Source organism: Bifidobacterium sp. LCP19S3_E9 (assembly GCF_052121135.1).
In the GTDB taxonomy this organism is placed as follows: Bacteria; Actinomycetota; Actinomycetes; order Actinomycetales; family Bifidobacteriaceae; genus Bifidobacterium; species Bifidobacterium thermacidophilum.
In genome coordinates this window covers 60,320-74,702 of sequence record NZ_JBQKEV010000003.1, presented here as the reverse complement: position 1 = coordinate 74,702, position 14,383 = coordinate 60,320, and the positions used below count along the sequence as shown (strand labels likewise).

The 14,383-nt window shown below is 63.0% G+C and carries 12 protein-coding genes; all 12 read right to left on the bottom strand.

Annotated elements, in window-relative coordinates; genetic code table 11:
• Positions 1 to 77: 77 nt before the first annotated feature.
• The 12 genes from ACTQYB_RS02255 to ACTQYB_RS02200 all read right to left on the bottom strand — a co-directional run bounded on the left by ACTQYB_RS02255 (position 78) and on the right by ACTQYB_RS02200 (position 14,326).
• Positions 78 to 515 (bottom strand): DUF1653 domain-containing protein, encoded by a 438-nt coding sequence (locus ACTQYB_RS02255; protein ID WP_441481751.1) that lies wholly within the window; start codon positions 513 to 515, stop codon positions 78 to 80.
• Positions 516 to 1,046: 531 nt separating this feature from the next.
• Complete coding sequence (locus ACTQYB_RS02250) at positions 1,047 to 2,381, bottom strand: chloride channel protein (protein ID WP_441481750.1); 1,335 nt, start codon at positions 2,379 to 2,381, stop codon at positions 1,047 to 1,049.
• Positions 2,382 to 2,533: 152 nt separating this feature from the next.
• Positions 2,534 to 3,637, bottom strand: a complete 1,104-nt coding sequence (locus tag ACTQYB_RS02245; protein WP_441481749.1) for an acetamidase/formamidase family protein — start codon at positions 3,635 to 3,637, stop codon at positions 2,534 to 2,536.
• Entirely contained in the window at positions 3,634 to 4,428 is a 795-nt protein-coding gene (locus tag ACTQYB_RS02240; RefSeq protein WP_441481748.1) for a FadR/GntR family transcriptional regulator, read from the bottom strand. Before ACTQYB_RS02240 ends, ACTQYB_RS02245 begins: the two co-directional genes overlap by 4 nt.
• 204 nt (positions 4,429 to 4,632) lie before the next feature.
• Positions 4,633 to 5,757 carry a LacI family DNA-binding transcriptional regulator gene (locus ACTQYB_RS02235; protein WP_441481747.1) on the bottom strand — a complete coding sequence of 375 codons (1,125 nt, stop codon included), beginning with the start codon at positions 5,755 to 5,757 and terminating at the stop codon, positions 4,633 to 4,635.
• Between the two features lie 182 nt (positions 5,758 to 5,939).
• On the bottom strand, positions 5,940 to 6,308 hold the full coding sequence (locus ACTQYB_RS02230) for a fluoride efflux transporter FluC (RefSeq protein WP_273304358.1): 369 nt from the start codon (positions 6,306 to 6,308) through the stop codon (positions 5,940 to 5,942).
• Positions 6,305 to 7,165, bottom strand: coding sequence for a fluoride efflux transporter FluC (locus ACTQYB_RS02225; protein ID WP_441481746.1), 861 nt, complete (start codon positions 7,163 to 7,165; stop codon positions 6,305 to 6,307). Before ACTQYB_RS02225 ends, ACTQYB_RS02230 begins: the two co-directional genes overlap by 4 nt.
• 217 nt (positions 7,166 to 7,382) lie before the next feature.
• Complete coding sequence (locus tag ACTQYB_RS02220) at positions 7,383 to 8,624, bottom strand: ABC transporter substrate-binding protein (protein WP_441481745.1); 1,242 nt, start codon at positions 8,622 to 8,624, stop codon at positions 7,383 to 7,385.
• A 1,362-nt stretch (positions 8,625 to 9,986) separates the two neighbouring features.
• Positions 9,987 to 10,838 carry an ABC transporter ATP-binding protein gene (locus ACTQYB_RS02215; protein WP_441481744.1) on the bottom strand — a complete coding sequence of 284 codons (852 nt, stop codon included), beginning with the start codon at positions 10,836 to 10,838 and terminating at the stop codon, positions 9,987 to 9,989.
• Positions 10,831 to 11,919 carry an ABC transporter ATP-binding protein gene (locus tag ACTQYB_RS02210; protein ID WP_441481743.1) on the bottom strand — a complete coding sequence of 363 codons (1,089 nt, stop codon included), beginning with the start codon at positions 11,917 to 11,919 and terminating at the stop codon, positions 10,831 to 10,833. The genes ACTQYB_RS02215 and ACTQYB_RS02210 overlap by 8 nt, the downstream gene beginning before the upstream one ends.
• Complete coding sequence (locus ACTQYB_RS02205) at positions 11,912 to 12,895, bottom strand: branched-chain amino acid ABC transporter permease (RefSeq protein ID WP_273304340.1); 984 nt, start codon at positions 12,893 to 12,895, stop codon at positions 11,912 to 11,914. The genes ACTQYB_RS02210 and ACTQYB_RS02205 overlap by 8 nt, the downstream gene beginning before the upstream one ends.
• Before the next feature lie 3 nt (positions 12,896 to 12,898).
• The gene (locus tag ACTQYB_RS02200; RefSeq protein ID WP_441481742.1) at positions 12,899 to 14,326 is read right to left on the bottom strand and encodes an ABC transporter permease subunit; all 1,428 of its coding nucleotides are present in this window, start codon (positions 14,324 to 14,326) and stop codon (positions 12,899 to 12,901) included.
• Between the last annotated feature and the right edge of the window lie 57 nt (positions 14,327 to 14,383).

Below are 14,383 nucleotides of genomic sequence, written 5' to 3'. Positions count from 1 at the left end.
CATACCGAGGAAGGCGCATGCATCCGAGGGGAGGAACGGGGGCACGCGAGGCTGCGAGGCTAGCCGGTGCCAGGAATTCAGCGATGATTCACACTGGGGACATCCTCGAGTTCGAATCGGTAGCGCTGCCGGACGTCGGGATACTTCGCGCGGTCGACCTCGCCGGCGAACATCTCGAGCGGACGTACCCACAGCGAACCGTCATCATACAGTTTGCGATACACCACCACCGGCAGGCCGGACTCGGAATCCGTGGCGAAATCCTCCACAAGATACCGGTCGCCCTTGAAATGGCGGTAGATGCGGCCGCGGAGGATGCGACGGCCGGAGTGCGATTGCGCGAGGGTGGGCGGGACGGTTTCGGCTGGGGTGCGGGGGGCTTGGGTATGAGTGTCCCGGTTGCCGGCGCTCTGGTTGCGGGTGTCCTGGCTGCCGGCATCTCGGCTGTTTACGTCTTGGTCGCGAGCGCCCTGGTTGTGGGCATCCCGGTCATGATTGCGCTGATTGTCGTCCATGCCTCGCATCGTACACGGGCGGGGCGGTGAGCGTCGCGCATCCGTCCCGCTTCACGGTTACTTTCCATACGATGAATGTTGATCATCGATTGCGCGGCCGCGGAGAGTCAGGCTGGCAGAGACGGCTGCGACGCGGAATCAAAACCGCAGAATATCAACGATCCGATGGCAGTGAGCGTTGCACGGCACTCTCCCGTTCCATGATCACTTTGCCATACCGTGCGTTTCGACATTCGATTCTGCGGATGCGGACACATGGTTCCCGAGATAATTGGAACTTGACGCCGAGACGGGCCATAAATGTGTAAAGTCCCGACTTTCCGCGGGAGATTAGCGCAATTGCGTCTATCTGGCGACAAACTCCCAACGGCATGATTTTGCGAACCGCATGATTCCAACGATGTCGTTGGGAGTTCTTGCGGAACGGAGTCGAACTCGACAATTCTCCCGGGAGATTATCCGCCCAATGGCCGATTCAGCGCAATCTCCCGCTTCCGACCGTGGATCAGCGCACCCAGTTTGGGATTGGGATCAACGGTGAACGCGGGCGGCAATGCGGGCGAGCGGGTGCCACGCGTCGAGATGCGGCATGAGCGTCTTGCACACCAGCGCGCTCACCGCGACCGCACAACCGGCGGGCACGAACAGGTTGACTGGCGCGGCGGCGAGCTCCATCACCAGGCAGGTCGCCATCAGCGGCGCCTGCTGGGAGGCGGACAGCAACGCGCACGCGCCAATCAGCGCATACACAGCGAGCGCATTCGTGTGGAAGCACGTCATCCACAGCACGCCGAGGATCGCGCCCATCGACGCGCCCAGCGCGATGCCCGGCTGCAGCACACCGCCCGACGCGCCGGAGCGGATGGTCAGCAGGGTCAGCACGGCTTTCGCCGCGAATCCGATCAGCAACCCTGGAATGACCGACAGTTCAACCGCGCTCGAAAACCCCAGCTGCCCCAGGGCGCGGCCGTTGCCCATGAGCTGCGGCAGCCAGATTGCGGCGATGCCGGTGAGTGCGCCGGCCAGCGGCATGGTCCACAGCAACGTAACACCGGTGGATTTATGCGATTCCGCCCACGCGGAACCGCGACGGAACAGGGCGCCACACACCCCGCACACCGCGCCGACAATCAGCGCGAAAGCGATGAGGTCCGGCGTGAACAGGGCACTGACATGCCCCAAATCGTAGAAGGTGTGCGTGCCTTTGACCAGCGAGGCTGTCCACGCCGCCAATGCCGAGCCGCCGAACGCCAAAGCCACCGTTTCCAGGCTAATCTCGTGCAGCAGAATTTCCGTGGCGAAGAAAGTTCCGGCGAGCGGCGCGTTGTAGACGCCGGCGAGACCCGCAGCGGCAGCGATTGCAACGAGTGTGCGCGTATCCCGCTTGCCAAGCCGGGTCAAACCCGCGAAACGCTGGCCGAGCAGCGCGCCCAATTCGCGCGGGGCGACTTCGCGGCCAATTGAGGCGCCCGAACCGACGATGAATATCTGCAGCATCACGTGCACCACGGTCTGCCAGGCGGGCATGCGCGAGCCGCCCACCGCCTGTTTGACCGACGGCACTTTGGTGGTGCGCGTGCGCAGCAGCCACCAGATTACCGCCGCGACCGACAGCCCTACGAACACCGACACCGCCCGCCGCCATGCGGGAACCGCGAACGGACCGGGAGCCGAAACGCCTTCCACATAGCCAAGGAACAGGTGCTCCACGCCGTAAAGCATGAGCGTGAGCAGGCCGGCCGCCACGCCGGCGAGCGCGGACGCGATGGCTGTCGCCGTGGCGAGGCGCATCAGGCGCTGCCTGCCGGTGTCGGTTGGTTCCGCCGATTCGTTGGCGCGTCCGGTGGTGGTGTCTGCTTGTACCATGTCATCTCTTTCATCTGCTGGGCCAAATCAGGCTGGATTGTGTTCCAACGGTCCCGTACTCATCTTCGGCGTATGCGGCGACGGGAGGGATGCGTCTGCTTCTGCCGGCATCCGACATCCGCCGACTGCCGTGCTGCCGCTGTCCTGCCTTGCTACCGGCCGATATCGGCCCGTCGGATCGCCGCATGGACGCCGCGTTGGATGTCCACCGCCTCGGAGATATCGAAGTCGGCGGCGGCGCTGAGGTACGCGTAGGCGTGCGCGCGGTCGAAGCCGCAGCCGTCGACCAGCAGGCGCAGGGATTCCTCCACGCAATGTTCCAGCGCATCGTCGAGGCGCAGGGCGCGGCCGGTGGTCACCAGGTAGTCGGAGGTTTCCAGCAGCGGCCCCTGCAACACACCGAAACGTCGCGTGAAATCAGGCCCGGCGATGACCCCGACACGCAGGTCGGCTTCCAGGGACGCTTCGAGCGCGGTTAGCGCGACCTCGCCGTCGCCTTGCGCGAAATGCGGGTCGCCCGCGTACAGGCCGGCGCCGTCTACGAATACCGGCAGGTACAGGCGCGTGCCTTCGACCATGAGGTTGATGTCGAGGTTGCCGCCGAAATCCCCAGGCGGTACGGTGCTCAGATGCTCGCCAGTGTCCGGCGTGACGCCGATGATGCCAAGGAACGGGCATAGCGGGAAGGCCACAGTATCGGGGTCGTCCGGCTCGGGCAGGCTCGCCGGCGCACCGCCGGCCAGGTACGTATGGTAGGCGTCGATGGCGTCCGGGCCGGTTTTCCGCATGACGCCGACGGCCTTGCCGTTGACGCGCATGCGCCGGGCGAAGATGCTGACCGTCCGCCGCCCGGCTTCGGGCATGGACGGCAGTACGCCTTTGCCGTGGCGATTCGAGATGATGCCGTAGTCGACGCGCGGGGAGAGGCGGAGGATATCGATGGCCAGCCAGTCTCCGGGCTTCGCCCCGCGCACTTCGACCGGACCGTTGACCACGTGCGGTCCGGAACCGTGCGGATGGTCCGATTCTGCGGCGATGGCGGCCGCATCCGCGAGGATGTCGGATGCCGCGACGCCCTGCGCCTGGAAGAATCCCAGCGGATCCTTGCCTTGTTCTTCCAGCAGGCCCTCATGGCTGAGCGTGTCGATGCGCAGCGTGTCCCCGGCGTCGATGGCAACGACGGGACGGTCGCCGCGGGCGGGCAGGGTGCCCCACCGCACGGTATCCGGATGGCTTGGCAGGTGGATGATGCTCATCGTTCGTCCCTCGCTTGCCTCGTTGGCTTCATTGGCTTCGCTGGTCCCATTGGCTTTGTTGGCTCCTTCAGTTCTGCCGGTTGTTGTGGCTGGATGCCGAGGACGTCCATCCCGCCGATGGCCCGCAGATGGTCAAGCATCGCCTGCTGGGCCCCGGGCGCGTCACCGGCTTGGACGCGCGCGAAGATCGCACGGTGTCCATCCAGTGAGACGCGGCGTCTCGTAACCGTGCTGTGCGTACCGGCCCGCGTGGCTTCCGCGGAATCGTTGACAAACCGCAGCAGCGCCGCCAGCAGCGGATTGCCGGTGCTTTCGGCGAGCGCCAGATGGAACGCCATGTCCATTCGCAAGGATTCGCGTGGCGTCATCCGGATGTCGGTGTGGTCGATGATGCCGTGGAGTGTCACCAGGTCCGAAGGCGATGCCCTGCGTGCGGCGAGTGCGGCCATGGGCGGCTCGACCAGGTCCCGCAGCTCGCGGATATTGCCACGTTCGTGGTCGGCTTGCCTCAATACCGTCTCGATGGCGAGGGACGCCTCGTCGGTGTCCAGCACGATGGTGCCGGCACCCCATTTGGTGCGTACCACGTGGCGTTGCGCGAGGATGGCGATGGCATCGCGGACCGTGCCGCGTGAGACGTGGAAGGTCGCGGCGAGCTCACGTTCGCCGGGCAGTCGCGTGCCGGGCGGGTATTGTCCGGCCGTGATCCGGCCGGCGAGTATGGAGGCCAGTTCGGCGGGTTTGCCCGCAGCGGATGCGAGGAATGTCCCGTCACTGTCGTTGTCGCCCATAGCCGTCTCCCGGTGTCGTTCCGATGGCGCACGGCCGCGGGTTGGATTGGACCTCTTGGCGTGCGCCTCATACTGGTGACAGCCAATCATCGCCGTATTTCCGCGGGGTTTCGCAGTGGTCGGCAAGTGGACGACCACTGGACCAATTTCCGGAGAAGGCAGGCCCGTCCTGCCCTCGGGATTGTTCCCCCGCCTGGCAGGCCGCTAGGCTACAGGCCGGGTGGTGTCGCCGGTACGCAGGGATACCGGCACGATATCGACCGCCGCGGCGTTGTTGGATTCCTTGCCGGCCTTGGAATCCTCACCGTCCTTGGATTCCCGACCTTCCGGCTCGTTGACGGCGTCGACGATACGTGCAGCCAACCGTTCGGCAATCGTATCGAAATCCTGCTTGATGACCGTCAGCGTCAATCCGGCGCAATCTACCAAGCATGTGCCGTCATACCCGATGATCTGCACATCACGCGGCACGTTCAGCCCGTGCGCGAACGCCTCTTTCACCGCGCATGCAGCGACCACGTCAGAACCGACAATCGCATCGACCGGCGGAATCCCGGCATCGCCGACGCCAGAATCGCGGACAGAACCACCGGAACGCGATTCGCTGAGGCGGTCGAACAGCAGATGCACCGCCCGCGCATACCCTTCGACATCTGTGACCGGTCCGCATGCCACATACTCATGCCGAATTCCAGCCGCATCAAGCCGCTCGCCCAGCGTCTGGAAATACCGCACCGTGGGGAATGTGGTCGCCCCTTCGCCGCGATCATCGAACTGACTGCGTGGGCCGCCGACCATCACCACATGGCGGGCCCCCGACTTCACCAGTTGCTCGGCAACCAGCCGACCGCCCTGCTCATGATCGGAACGGACTGTGGCGATGGTATCGCCCAGCGCACGGTCGAACGCGACAACAGGCCGGCCAATCGATGTCCAGTAATCCGCAGGATGATCAGTATGGGCGGCCATGATGATTCCGTCCATCATATGCCGGCGCAGGCGGCTGACATACTCCGCCTCACCGGTATCCGCATCAGCTGTAGAACACAGCAAAGTCTGCAATTCATGCTTCGCGAGCCGTCCCTGCAACGCGGACACCAACGTCGCGAAAAACGGATGACGCAATGTCGGCACAATCACGCCGATCATGCCGGTCCGCCCGCGGTACAGGTTGCGTGCCAGTTCGTTGGGGATGTAGTCCAGCTCGCGCATCGCCCGCTCGACCTTGCTGCGCATTTCGTCCGAAACGTAGCCGGAGGCGTTCACCACCAGCGACACTGTGCTTACCGATACTCCGGCCTTTTTGGCCACATCACGCATTCCGACCACGTATTGCTCCTCACGGTTCCGCCTGCGGCTGCCCCGCCTTCGGGGTATCGACGCGCACGTACGGCATCTGCCATCCTGCTATCGGCCATTGTACTATCGAAACGGTTCGACGCCGAACACGACTCCGGTCCCTGACCTTGGCGCTCTGCCCCAACGGGCATGCGCCGCCACGCACGTACCCGTCACCGGGCGAGGGCGACCAACGCCCAACCCGCCGCCGCGCACACCAGCGGCACCACGATGCTTATCACTGCGTACACAAGCGCCAGCCACCAGCGGCGGTTACGCGCCAGCGACACCATCTCGCTGACCGCGGCCGAAAAGGTCGACATCCCGCCCAGGAACCCGGCGACGAACATCAGGCTCGTCGCCTGGTCCACCGTATGGTACACATACCCGGCCGCCGCCATGCCCGCGCAGAACGAGGCGATCACGTTGACCAGCAGGGTCGCCAGAGGGAACGCATGATGCCACCAGCGGCGAATCGACACGTCGAAAATGTAGCGGACCATCGTTCCCAATCCGCCGAACACGCATACGAGCAGCATCAGTGCACCTCCCCGGTCACGGGATCAGGAACCATCGGGATTTCCGCAGTAATCGGCGTCGGCTCGAACGATGCCAGCATACCATTGGCCGTGCCATCGGCCACATCTGCACCTACGCTATCGCCGGAATCGGCGCCGACCGCAGCGGCATCCTGGTTCATTTTCACGGCATGGACGCCATGAGCGGGACTGGATCCCAAAGACATCCTGCGCATCGACTGCGCCGCACGGGACGCCGTGAACACGTGGGCAAGGCACACACCGGCCACGCAGCACAGCACGCCACCCACCATGCTCGCAAGCATATACGAGACCGCCATCCATGGATCGTGGCCGAGGATGTCACGCAGGCCCTCCAGCATCACCGTCGACATCGTCGACAATCCGCCGCATAACCCCAGCCCAAGCCCGCGGCTGGTCAGCTGCCGCACCCGGCGGCGAAGCCACGACGCGGACGCCATCGTCTCGGTCAGCAAGGAAAACAGCAGGCACGCGGCCATATTCGCGACGAACGTCGCCACCGGGAATCCCGTATCATGAGCCGGCCACAACGCCGACAGCCCATAGCGCGCGGCAGTCCCGACAAACCCGCCGATGAACACCACAAGGTACACCAAGCCGTCCGCCAGCGGGTTGAATTGTGCGCGCAGCTTCTTGATAGGGGCCAAAGAGATCTGCGGCGGATTCGGCGAGGCAGCTGCACCGACAGGCCCGGCCTCTGATCTGATTCTCTGGATTGCCAACGTTTCGGGCTTCGGCTCGTGTGCCGGGGCCGAACCGATCCCGCCGGGCGCGTCCGTCAGCGCAGTGACGCCGTCCACGTCCGGGACCCCGACGTCCCGTCCCTTATGTTCTGCCATCTGTTACTCCCGAACAATCACGCGGCGAAACACCCGCCATACTTACTCGCATCACCGCGATATGCGGCAATCCCCCATGGTACCGCAAGCATCAAACGCGTGGCGAGCGTGACAAGCATCGCGAACACGACAAACCGGTGTCGCAAGCGATCACGTGCTTGCGACACCGGTCATCGATGGCCCGTCATATCAGACGGAACAGGACGTCCCCCGCCGGTCACGCCACCTTACCGGACTGGACGTGGTCGAACACCGGCTTGTTGTCCTCACCGAACTTGTACACGCCGATATTCGCGGAGCTCGGATCATGGTTCTTGTTGAACGGTCCGATACCAGTCTGTCCGACATATTCGATATCTTTGCCATCCTTCAGCAGCGCCACGCACTCCTTGTAGGACTTGCACTTCGTGCCGCCGTTCGCGCCGGACACCGCGAGCAGGTTCTTCTGGATGGTCTCGCCATCGGCCTTGCCGCCCTTCTGAGCAGCGAGCGCGAACAGGATCACGCCGTCATACGTTTCGGCCGCATAGGTGTAATCCTTGACGCTGCTTTCCATGGACTTGACCTTCTTCTGGAAGTCCGCAGTCGCGTGAGCGCCCGGAATCGTGCCGGTCACGCCCTTGAGCGTGCCCTTGTCGAACGTGTCGGAATAGTCGGAGGTATTGCCATCGACCAGATACAGCTTCGTGGTATCAATGCCCTGGCTGATCATTTCCTTGATGAGCGCCTTGGTCTGGTCGAAGGCGATAATCGCGATGGCGTCCGGGTTGGAGGCTTTGATGGTGGACACGAGCGAGGAGAAGTTCGTTTCGGTCGGATCGAAGGCCTGATCCGCGCCATAGACGACATCCACGCCCGCAGCCTCGGCGGTCTTGGCGATGGTGTCGCGCAGGCCAGTGCCGTAATCATCGTTGAACGAGGCGATGGCGAGTTTCTGCACGCCATCCTGGGCGATCACGTTGCCAAGCACCGCACCCTGCACGCTATCAGGAGCGACCGTGCGGAAGAAATACGGGTCAACGCCGGACAGGCTCGCGGAGGTTGCGCCCATGGAAATCAGCGGGACTTTTGCCGCGGAAATCTCCTTGTACACGTTCTTGACCACGGAGCTGGACGCCGGACCGATGATCGCGGACGGCTTCTTGGACAGCACCGACTGGGTGCCGGACGTGTTCTGGTCCGCGTGGTCGGCGTCCGAAGTATCCGCGCTCACCGACGTGGCCTTCTTGCCGAGCACGCCGCCCGCATCATTGATGTCCTTGAGGGCGAGCTTGACCGCGCCTTCCTCCTGCGGGGACATGTACGCCAGCGAGCCGGTCTGCGGGAACAGTGCGCCGAGCACGAATCCGCCGTTCGAACTGCTGGACGCCGAGCCGCCTGATGACGAGGAGCCGCAGCCGGACAATGCCAGGGTCAGTGCGGCGACAGCGGCGGTGGCGCACATCATGGTTCGTTTCATTGACTTGCGCGATGATGTTGACGGCGTTGATGATGTTGAGTATCGCATGATCAGTTTCCTCTCTCCCATGCTGATTCATTGCCGCGAAGCGGACGCTTGGACATTACGGTGATGTAGGCTTGCCGTTTCGTTTACCCGTGAATCTAAGCGTGGTTTGCAACGCAGGCGTGTGCCGGATGTTTCCTGACCGTGACATGCGAAAACAACAGGAAATGTTGTGCAATCAGACATGGGGCTGGCTCGGGGCGCGGGGCGTGAGGTGGTGTGGGCGCAAGGGGTCATCGGAGACGGGCATCGGCATCAGGAACACGGGGGAACGCGGGAGTTCCGAGCGAAAACGCAAGACAGCGGATAATCTCCCGGGAGTTTATCCGTGAAAACGGGATCCGGCGATAATGCGCCAAGGAAAACGTTGAAACGCCAACACGCCCAATATCAGCCCACTGGGAATTCACAAGCCAAACCGCGAATCACACGAAAAGTCCCACGACGATGGGCCCGGAATCGGGCGGGCACAAGTAGGCGAAACGGACACACCTGGGAATCGGCCGCACCCCGAGAAACCGATGCGCGACGAAGCAAGGCGAAGTGCGGGGCTGGCACGCACAGCGGCGGCACGGGCGCGAGGAGCCGTCGGCGCATCAGGGATACGGGGGGAACGCGGGAGTTCCGGACGAAAACACGAGAAGACGGATAAATGCCCGGGAGATTATCCATGAAAACGGGATCCGGCGATAATGCGCCAAGGAAAACGTTGAAACGCCAACACGCCCAATATCAGCCCACTGGGAATTCACAAGCCAAACCGCGAATCACGCGAGAAGTCCCACGATGATGGCGCCACGATGGTGGGTTGGGCTGTGCCTTGGGAGCCGGGACATGGCAGCGGCATGATCAGACCGCTCACCGGACCCGATAACGACTCCCGCAGTTGGCTCCATTCTCCTCCGCTCAAGCCGAGCGGGGTACCCAGACCCACGGTGCGGAAAGGTAACCATGGGATGCGAGGATGGCGGTGAGGGACGCGCTGCCGATGCAGGCGGGGGATTGGCGGTATTCCGCGGATTCAGGAACCAGAGCGGCAGGGCGAGCCGGGGCCGGGCGTCGCCGCATCGGCCACACCTGCGGAATCTGACATGACCATGCACGGTGTGGAACAGTAACCAAGGAACGCGGGCACGAGAGCGAAATCAACAAATCACCGGCCGCCGGAATCATGCGGTGTTATGGTGGCTGGTCTCAGAACGTCCCCCGCTTCGCCCCCGTCCCCGGTCGGTTACTGTTCCGCACTGTGCGAATCGGGCAGCGATCTGCTCGGCACTGCGCCGAGCAACATGCCCCGGCGCCGCACCCCGCCCCCGTCTACCGACCTTCTTCCTCGACTTTCTCCTCGAGGTTGCCCAGGTACAGGGAGATGACCTTCGGGTCGTTGAGCAGGTCGCGGCCGCGCCCGGAGTAGGCGTTGCGGCCTTGGTCGAGCACGTACCCGCGGTCGCAGATCTGCAGACATCTGCTGGCGTTCTGCTCGACAATCACCACCGAAACCCCGGCCTTGTTGACTTCCTTCACGCGGATGAAAGTCTCGTCCTGCAGCATCGGCGACAAGCCGGCGGACGGTTCGTCAAGCAGCAGCACGGACGGCTTCATCATCAGCGCGCGGCCCATCGCGACCATCTGCCGTTCGCCACCGGACAGCGATCCGGCCAATTGATCCTTGCGCGACGCGAGTTTCGGGAAAATCGAACTGACGTATTCGAACCGCTCCTTGAACAGTTTCGGCGCCTGGAACGCCCCCATCCGCAGGTTCTCCTCGATAGTCAGCGACGGGAACACGTTCTCCGTCTGCGGTACGAAGCCCACGCCACGCGAGACCAGCTTGTCGGCGCGCATATTCGTGATGTCCTCGCCGCGCAGCAGCAGTTTGCCGGACCGGATGTGCACCAGACCGAACAGGGATTTGAGCAGGGTTGATTTGCCGGCACCGTTCGGTCCGATGATGCCGACAATCTCGCCATCATGCAAGGTCAGTGACGCCCCGTTGAGGATGTTCACGCCCGGCAGATAGCCGGCGATCAGATCCTGCGCATCCATCAGCGGGTCACCTTCCGGTTCACCGACATGCACTTGCGAGCGCGGCAGCGTGCCTTGCGTTGGCGCATCCGTGCCGGCAGCGGCGGTGGGGTTTTCGCGTTCGCTTACCGTTACGTCACTCATGCTGTTCCTCCTCAAGCTTCTCAAGCGCCGCGTCATCACCCAAATCGATGTTCGCTCGGGCGCCCAGGTACGCGTCGATGACCGCCTGGTCGGACATCACGTTCTTCGGCACGCCTTCGGCCACGATCTTGCCTTCCGCCATGACCGTCACCCAATCGGCGATATGCCGGACCATATTCATGTCGTGTTCGACGAACAGCACAGTCGTGCCGGTTTCGCGCAGCGCCATGATGCAGTCGAGCAGCGACTGCTTGAGCGCGGGGTTCACGCCGGCCATCGGCTCGTCGAGCATGACCAGCTGCGGGTCGCTCATGAGCGCTCGCGCCATTTCGAGCAGTTTGCGCTGGCCGCCGGAAAGCGATCCGGCGAAATCATCCTTCTTTTTCCACAACAGGAAGCGTTTGAGCAGGCGTTCGGCCTTTTCGCGGTTTTTCTCCTCCTGCTTGCGCCAACGGGCAGGAAACAGCGCTGTGAGCATACCTTCACCCGGTTGAACGGGGGCGCCCAGCAGCATGTTGTCCATGACGGTCAGGCGGCTCATGACTTTGGTCAGCTGGAAGGTGCGGACCATGCCCATGCGCGCCACCTGTTCTGGTGATTCAGATTTCAGCGGTTTGCCGTCGAATTCCCACGTGCCGGTGTTCGGGGTGTCGAAACCGGTCATGAGGTTGAAGAAGGTGGTTTTGCCGGCGCCGTTCGGGCCGATCAGCGCGGTGATGCCATGCCGTTCGATCTCGAAATGTTGCACGTCGACGGCAGTGACACCACCGAATTTGCGGGTGATGTTGTCCGCCACGAGGATCGGATCCGGCTTGGCCACACCGGGCGCGGCTTTCACGAACGACAGATCGTGTTGCACGCGGTCCGCGTACTGCGTGGATTCGAGTTTCTCACCCTCGGGCGCGCGGGTCGCCCAACGCGGCAAATCCGCCTCGGGAGTAAGGGAACCGGGTGCCGCGGCGCCTGGAGCGTCGGATTGCGGCACGTACGCCTGCTGCTGGAAGGGCTTGTCGCCGAAATCATCGGTCGCGTTCTTCCCAGTTTGCTGCGATGTTGCTTGTTGTGATGTTGACTTACGCATTGAACGCCAACTCCTTTCGGTCGCCGAGAATCCCTTGCGGCCTGAATATCACGATGCACATGAGCGCGACGCCCATAATCACCCAGCCGAGCGCCTCCACCTGGTCGGAGGAGATCACGGTCGTCGGAATCGTGCCGCGCATGAACTCCTTGATCAGCGTGAGCGCCACCCACAGCACGCACGAGCCAATCAGCGGGCCGAAGACGGTCGCCGCACCGCCCATCAGCAGAATCGTCCACGTGTAGAAGGTAACCTGACGGCCCAAGGAATCAGGCTGTACGGAACGCGGCAGCACGAAGATGATGCCGGCGAGCGCACCGAACGCACCGCCTAGGAACAGCGACTGAATCTTGAAGCGGGTCACCGATTTGCCCAGCGAGCGCACCGCGTTCTCATCCTCGCGGATGCCTTTGAGCACACGGCCCCACGGGGAGTTGAACCAGCGCCAGGTGAGGAACAGTGCGACGCCGACCAGCACCCAGGCCACGATGCGGATCCACCAGGAGTTCGCCGTATTGTTCGAGTAGGTCCATAGCAGGAAGGTCGATTGCCCGTCGGGCAGTGGCGAAAGCGCTTCGAACTTCTCCGTGAAATCCTGCGGAGAGATGCCGCCGGAACCACCGGTAATCTTGGTCATCGCGGTAGAGCGGCCAATAATGCGAACGATTTCAGCGGCCGCAAGCGTAACCATCGACAGGTAGTCAGGCCCGAGCTTGAGCGTCGGAATGCCAAGCAACAGCGCAAACAGGAACGACAGGAACAACGCCATGCACAGGGAGCCGAGAATGCTCCAGCCCATGGACTGGGTGACCGCGAAGCCGTAGGCGCCCAGCAGCATGAATCCCGCCTGGCCCATGTTGAACAGGCCGGTCATGCCGAAGTGAATGTTCAAGCCGATCGCCGCAAGCGCGTAGGCGGCGGTTGTGGGCGCAATCAGTTCGCCCAACGAATTGGTGATAATCGTAAGGAAATCCATGGTTCAGCCCACCCTCTGTGCTTTGCCGAAGATGCCCTGCGGACGGAACAGCAGGACAATGATGAGGATCGCGAGCGCCGAAGCGTAGCGCATGTCGTTGGGGATGATGAGCGAGCTCATATCCGCCACGACGCCGATGATGAGGGCGCCGACGAGCGCGCCCGGCGCGGTGCCCAGGCCGCCGAGTGTGACCGCGGAGAACATGAGCAGCAGCAGGACCGCGCCCGTGTTCCACGCGATGCCGTTGAGGTAGATGCCCATGAGCACGCCGGAAAGTGCAGCGAGCGCGCAGGACAGGATCCACACAATCCGCACCACGTGTTCTACGTTGATGCCGGACGCCGCAGCGAGTGCGGCGTTGTCGGAGACGGCTCGCGTGGCCCGGCCGAACCGCGTGTGGTACAGGAAGTACGTGACGGTGACGATGACCACGATTGCAATGGCCGCGGAAATCAGTGTCGCGCGGTCAGTGGTGATCGGACCGATTTGGAAGCCACGTTCCACTGAGGTGACAATGCCTTTCGTGCTGCCGCCGAAGAAGAACTGGAACAGGTATTGCAGCACCATGGACAGGCCGATGGTGACAATCATCTGCTGCAGCGGGCCGACATGCTTGCGGCGCAGCGGCGCCCAGATGACTTCGTTCTGGATGAGGCCGGTCAGCGCGCCGATCGCGATGGCGAAAATGCCGGAGACGATGAGCGGCCAATGCAGCATCTGCGTGCCGACATACGCCATAAGGCCGCCGAGCGTGACCTGCTCGCCGTGGGAGAAGGAGCTCAGTCCGGTGGTGCCGTAGACGAGGTTCATGCCGACACTCATCAGCGCGAGCATGAGGCCGAAAATCAAGCCGGAGTAAAACTGCTGCCAAAAGCGCTGGCCGAAATTGCTGGAGCTGCCGGATGAGCTTGACGCCGACGAGCTGTCGGTTGTGGAGCTTGAGCTGCCCGACTTGGCTTTGCTTGACGATGATGCCGAGCCGGAAGCCTTGCCGGAGCTTGAAGAATCCGTTACGTTTGCCTTGTCGAAGCGGACGACCGCCCGCTGCTTGGAGAAATCGCTTTTGTCGATGCTCACGGTCGCCGTGTTACCGGGCAAGCCGTGGCTTGAGGCGACCGACTTGTCGATGGTGACGGTGTATGAGCCGTCCGCGGTCACTGAGAACGCCCATTTTCCAGTCGAATCGGTGGTTGTGGTCGCCGATTCCTTGCCGGACAGGGTGACGGTCGCGCCGGCAACAGGCTGTTTGGAAGCGTCTTGCAGGATGCCGTTCACGCAGCCGTTGGTGGCGGTCGGATTGCAGGTTGTGACCGCTTCAGCGGCCTGTGCGGATGATGGGAATGCGAGGAACACCATCGGAACCAGCATGGCAAGCATGCAAGTCAGTATCAGGAACCGATGGCGCCGCGCAGTCGATAGTGCGTCTGCCATATGTAGTCCTCTCTCGATTACCCTCACCATAGGTATTCGAGATTCGACTAGCGGTTG

Bases quoted from the DNA above. Each gene is read 5' to 3' on its own strand.
- ACTQYB_RS02255 (WP_441481751.1), bottom strand. From the start codon at position 515: ATGGACGACAATCAGCGCAATCATGACCGGGATGCCCACAACCAGGGC.
- ACTQYB_RS02250 (WP_441481750.1), bottom strand. From the start codon at position 2,381: ATGGTACAAGCAGACACCACCACCGGACGCGCCAACGAATCGGCGGAA.
- ACTQYB_RS02245 (WP_441481749.1), bottom strand. From the start codon at position 3,637: ATGAGCATCATCCACCTGCCAAGCCATCCGGATACCGTGCGGTGGGGC.
- ACTQYB_RS02240 (WP_441481748.1), bottom strand. From the start codon at position 4,428: ATGGGCGACAACGACAGTGACGGGACATTCCTCGCATCCGCTGCGGGC.
- ACTQYB_RS02225 (WP_441481746.1), bottom strand. From the start codon at position 7,165: ATGGCAGAACATAAGGGACGGGACGTCGGGGTCCCGGACGTGGACGGC.
- ACTQYB_RS02220 (WP_441481745.1), bottom strand. From the start codon at position 8,624: ATGAAACGAACCATGATGTGCGCCACCGCCGCTGTCGCCGCACTGACC.
- ACTQYB_RS02215 (WP_441481744.1), bottom strand. From the start codon at position 10,838: ATGAGTGACGTAACGGTAAGCGAACGCGAAAACCCCACCGCCGCTGCC.
- ACTQYB_RS02210 (WP_441481743.1), bottom strand. From the start codon at position 11,919: ATGCGTAAGTCAACATCACAACAAGCAACATCGCAGCAAACTGGGAAG.
- ACTQYB_RS02205 (WP_273304340.1), bottom strand. From the start codon at position 12,895: ATGGATTTCCTTACGATTATCACCAATTCGTTGGGCGAACTGATTGCG.
- ACTQYB_RS02200 (WP_441481742.1), bottom strand. From the start codon at position 14,326: ATGGCAGACGCACTATCGACTGCGCGGCGCCATCGGTTCCTGATACTG.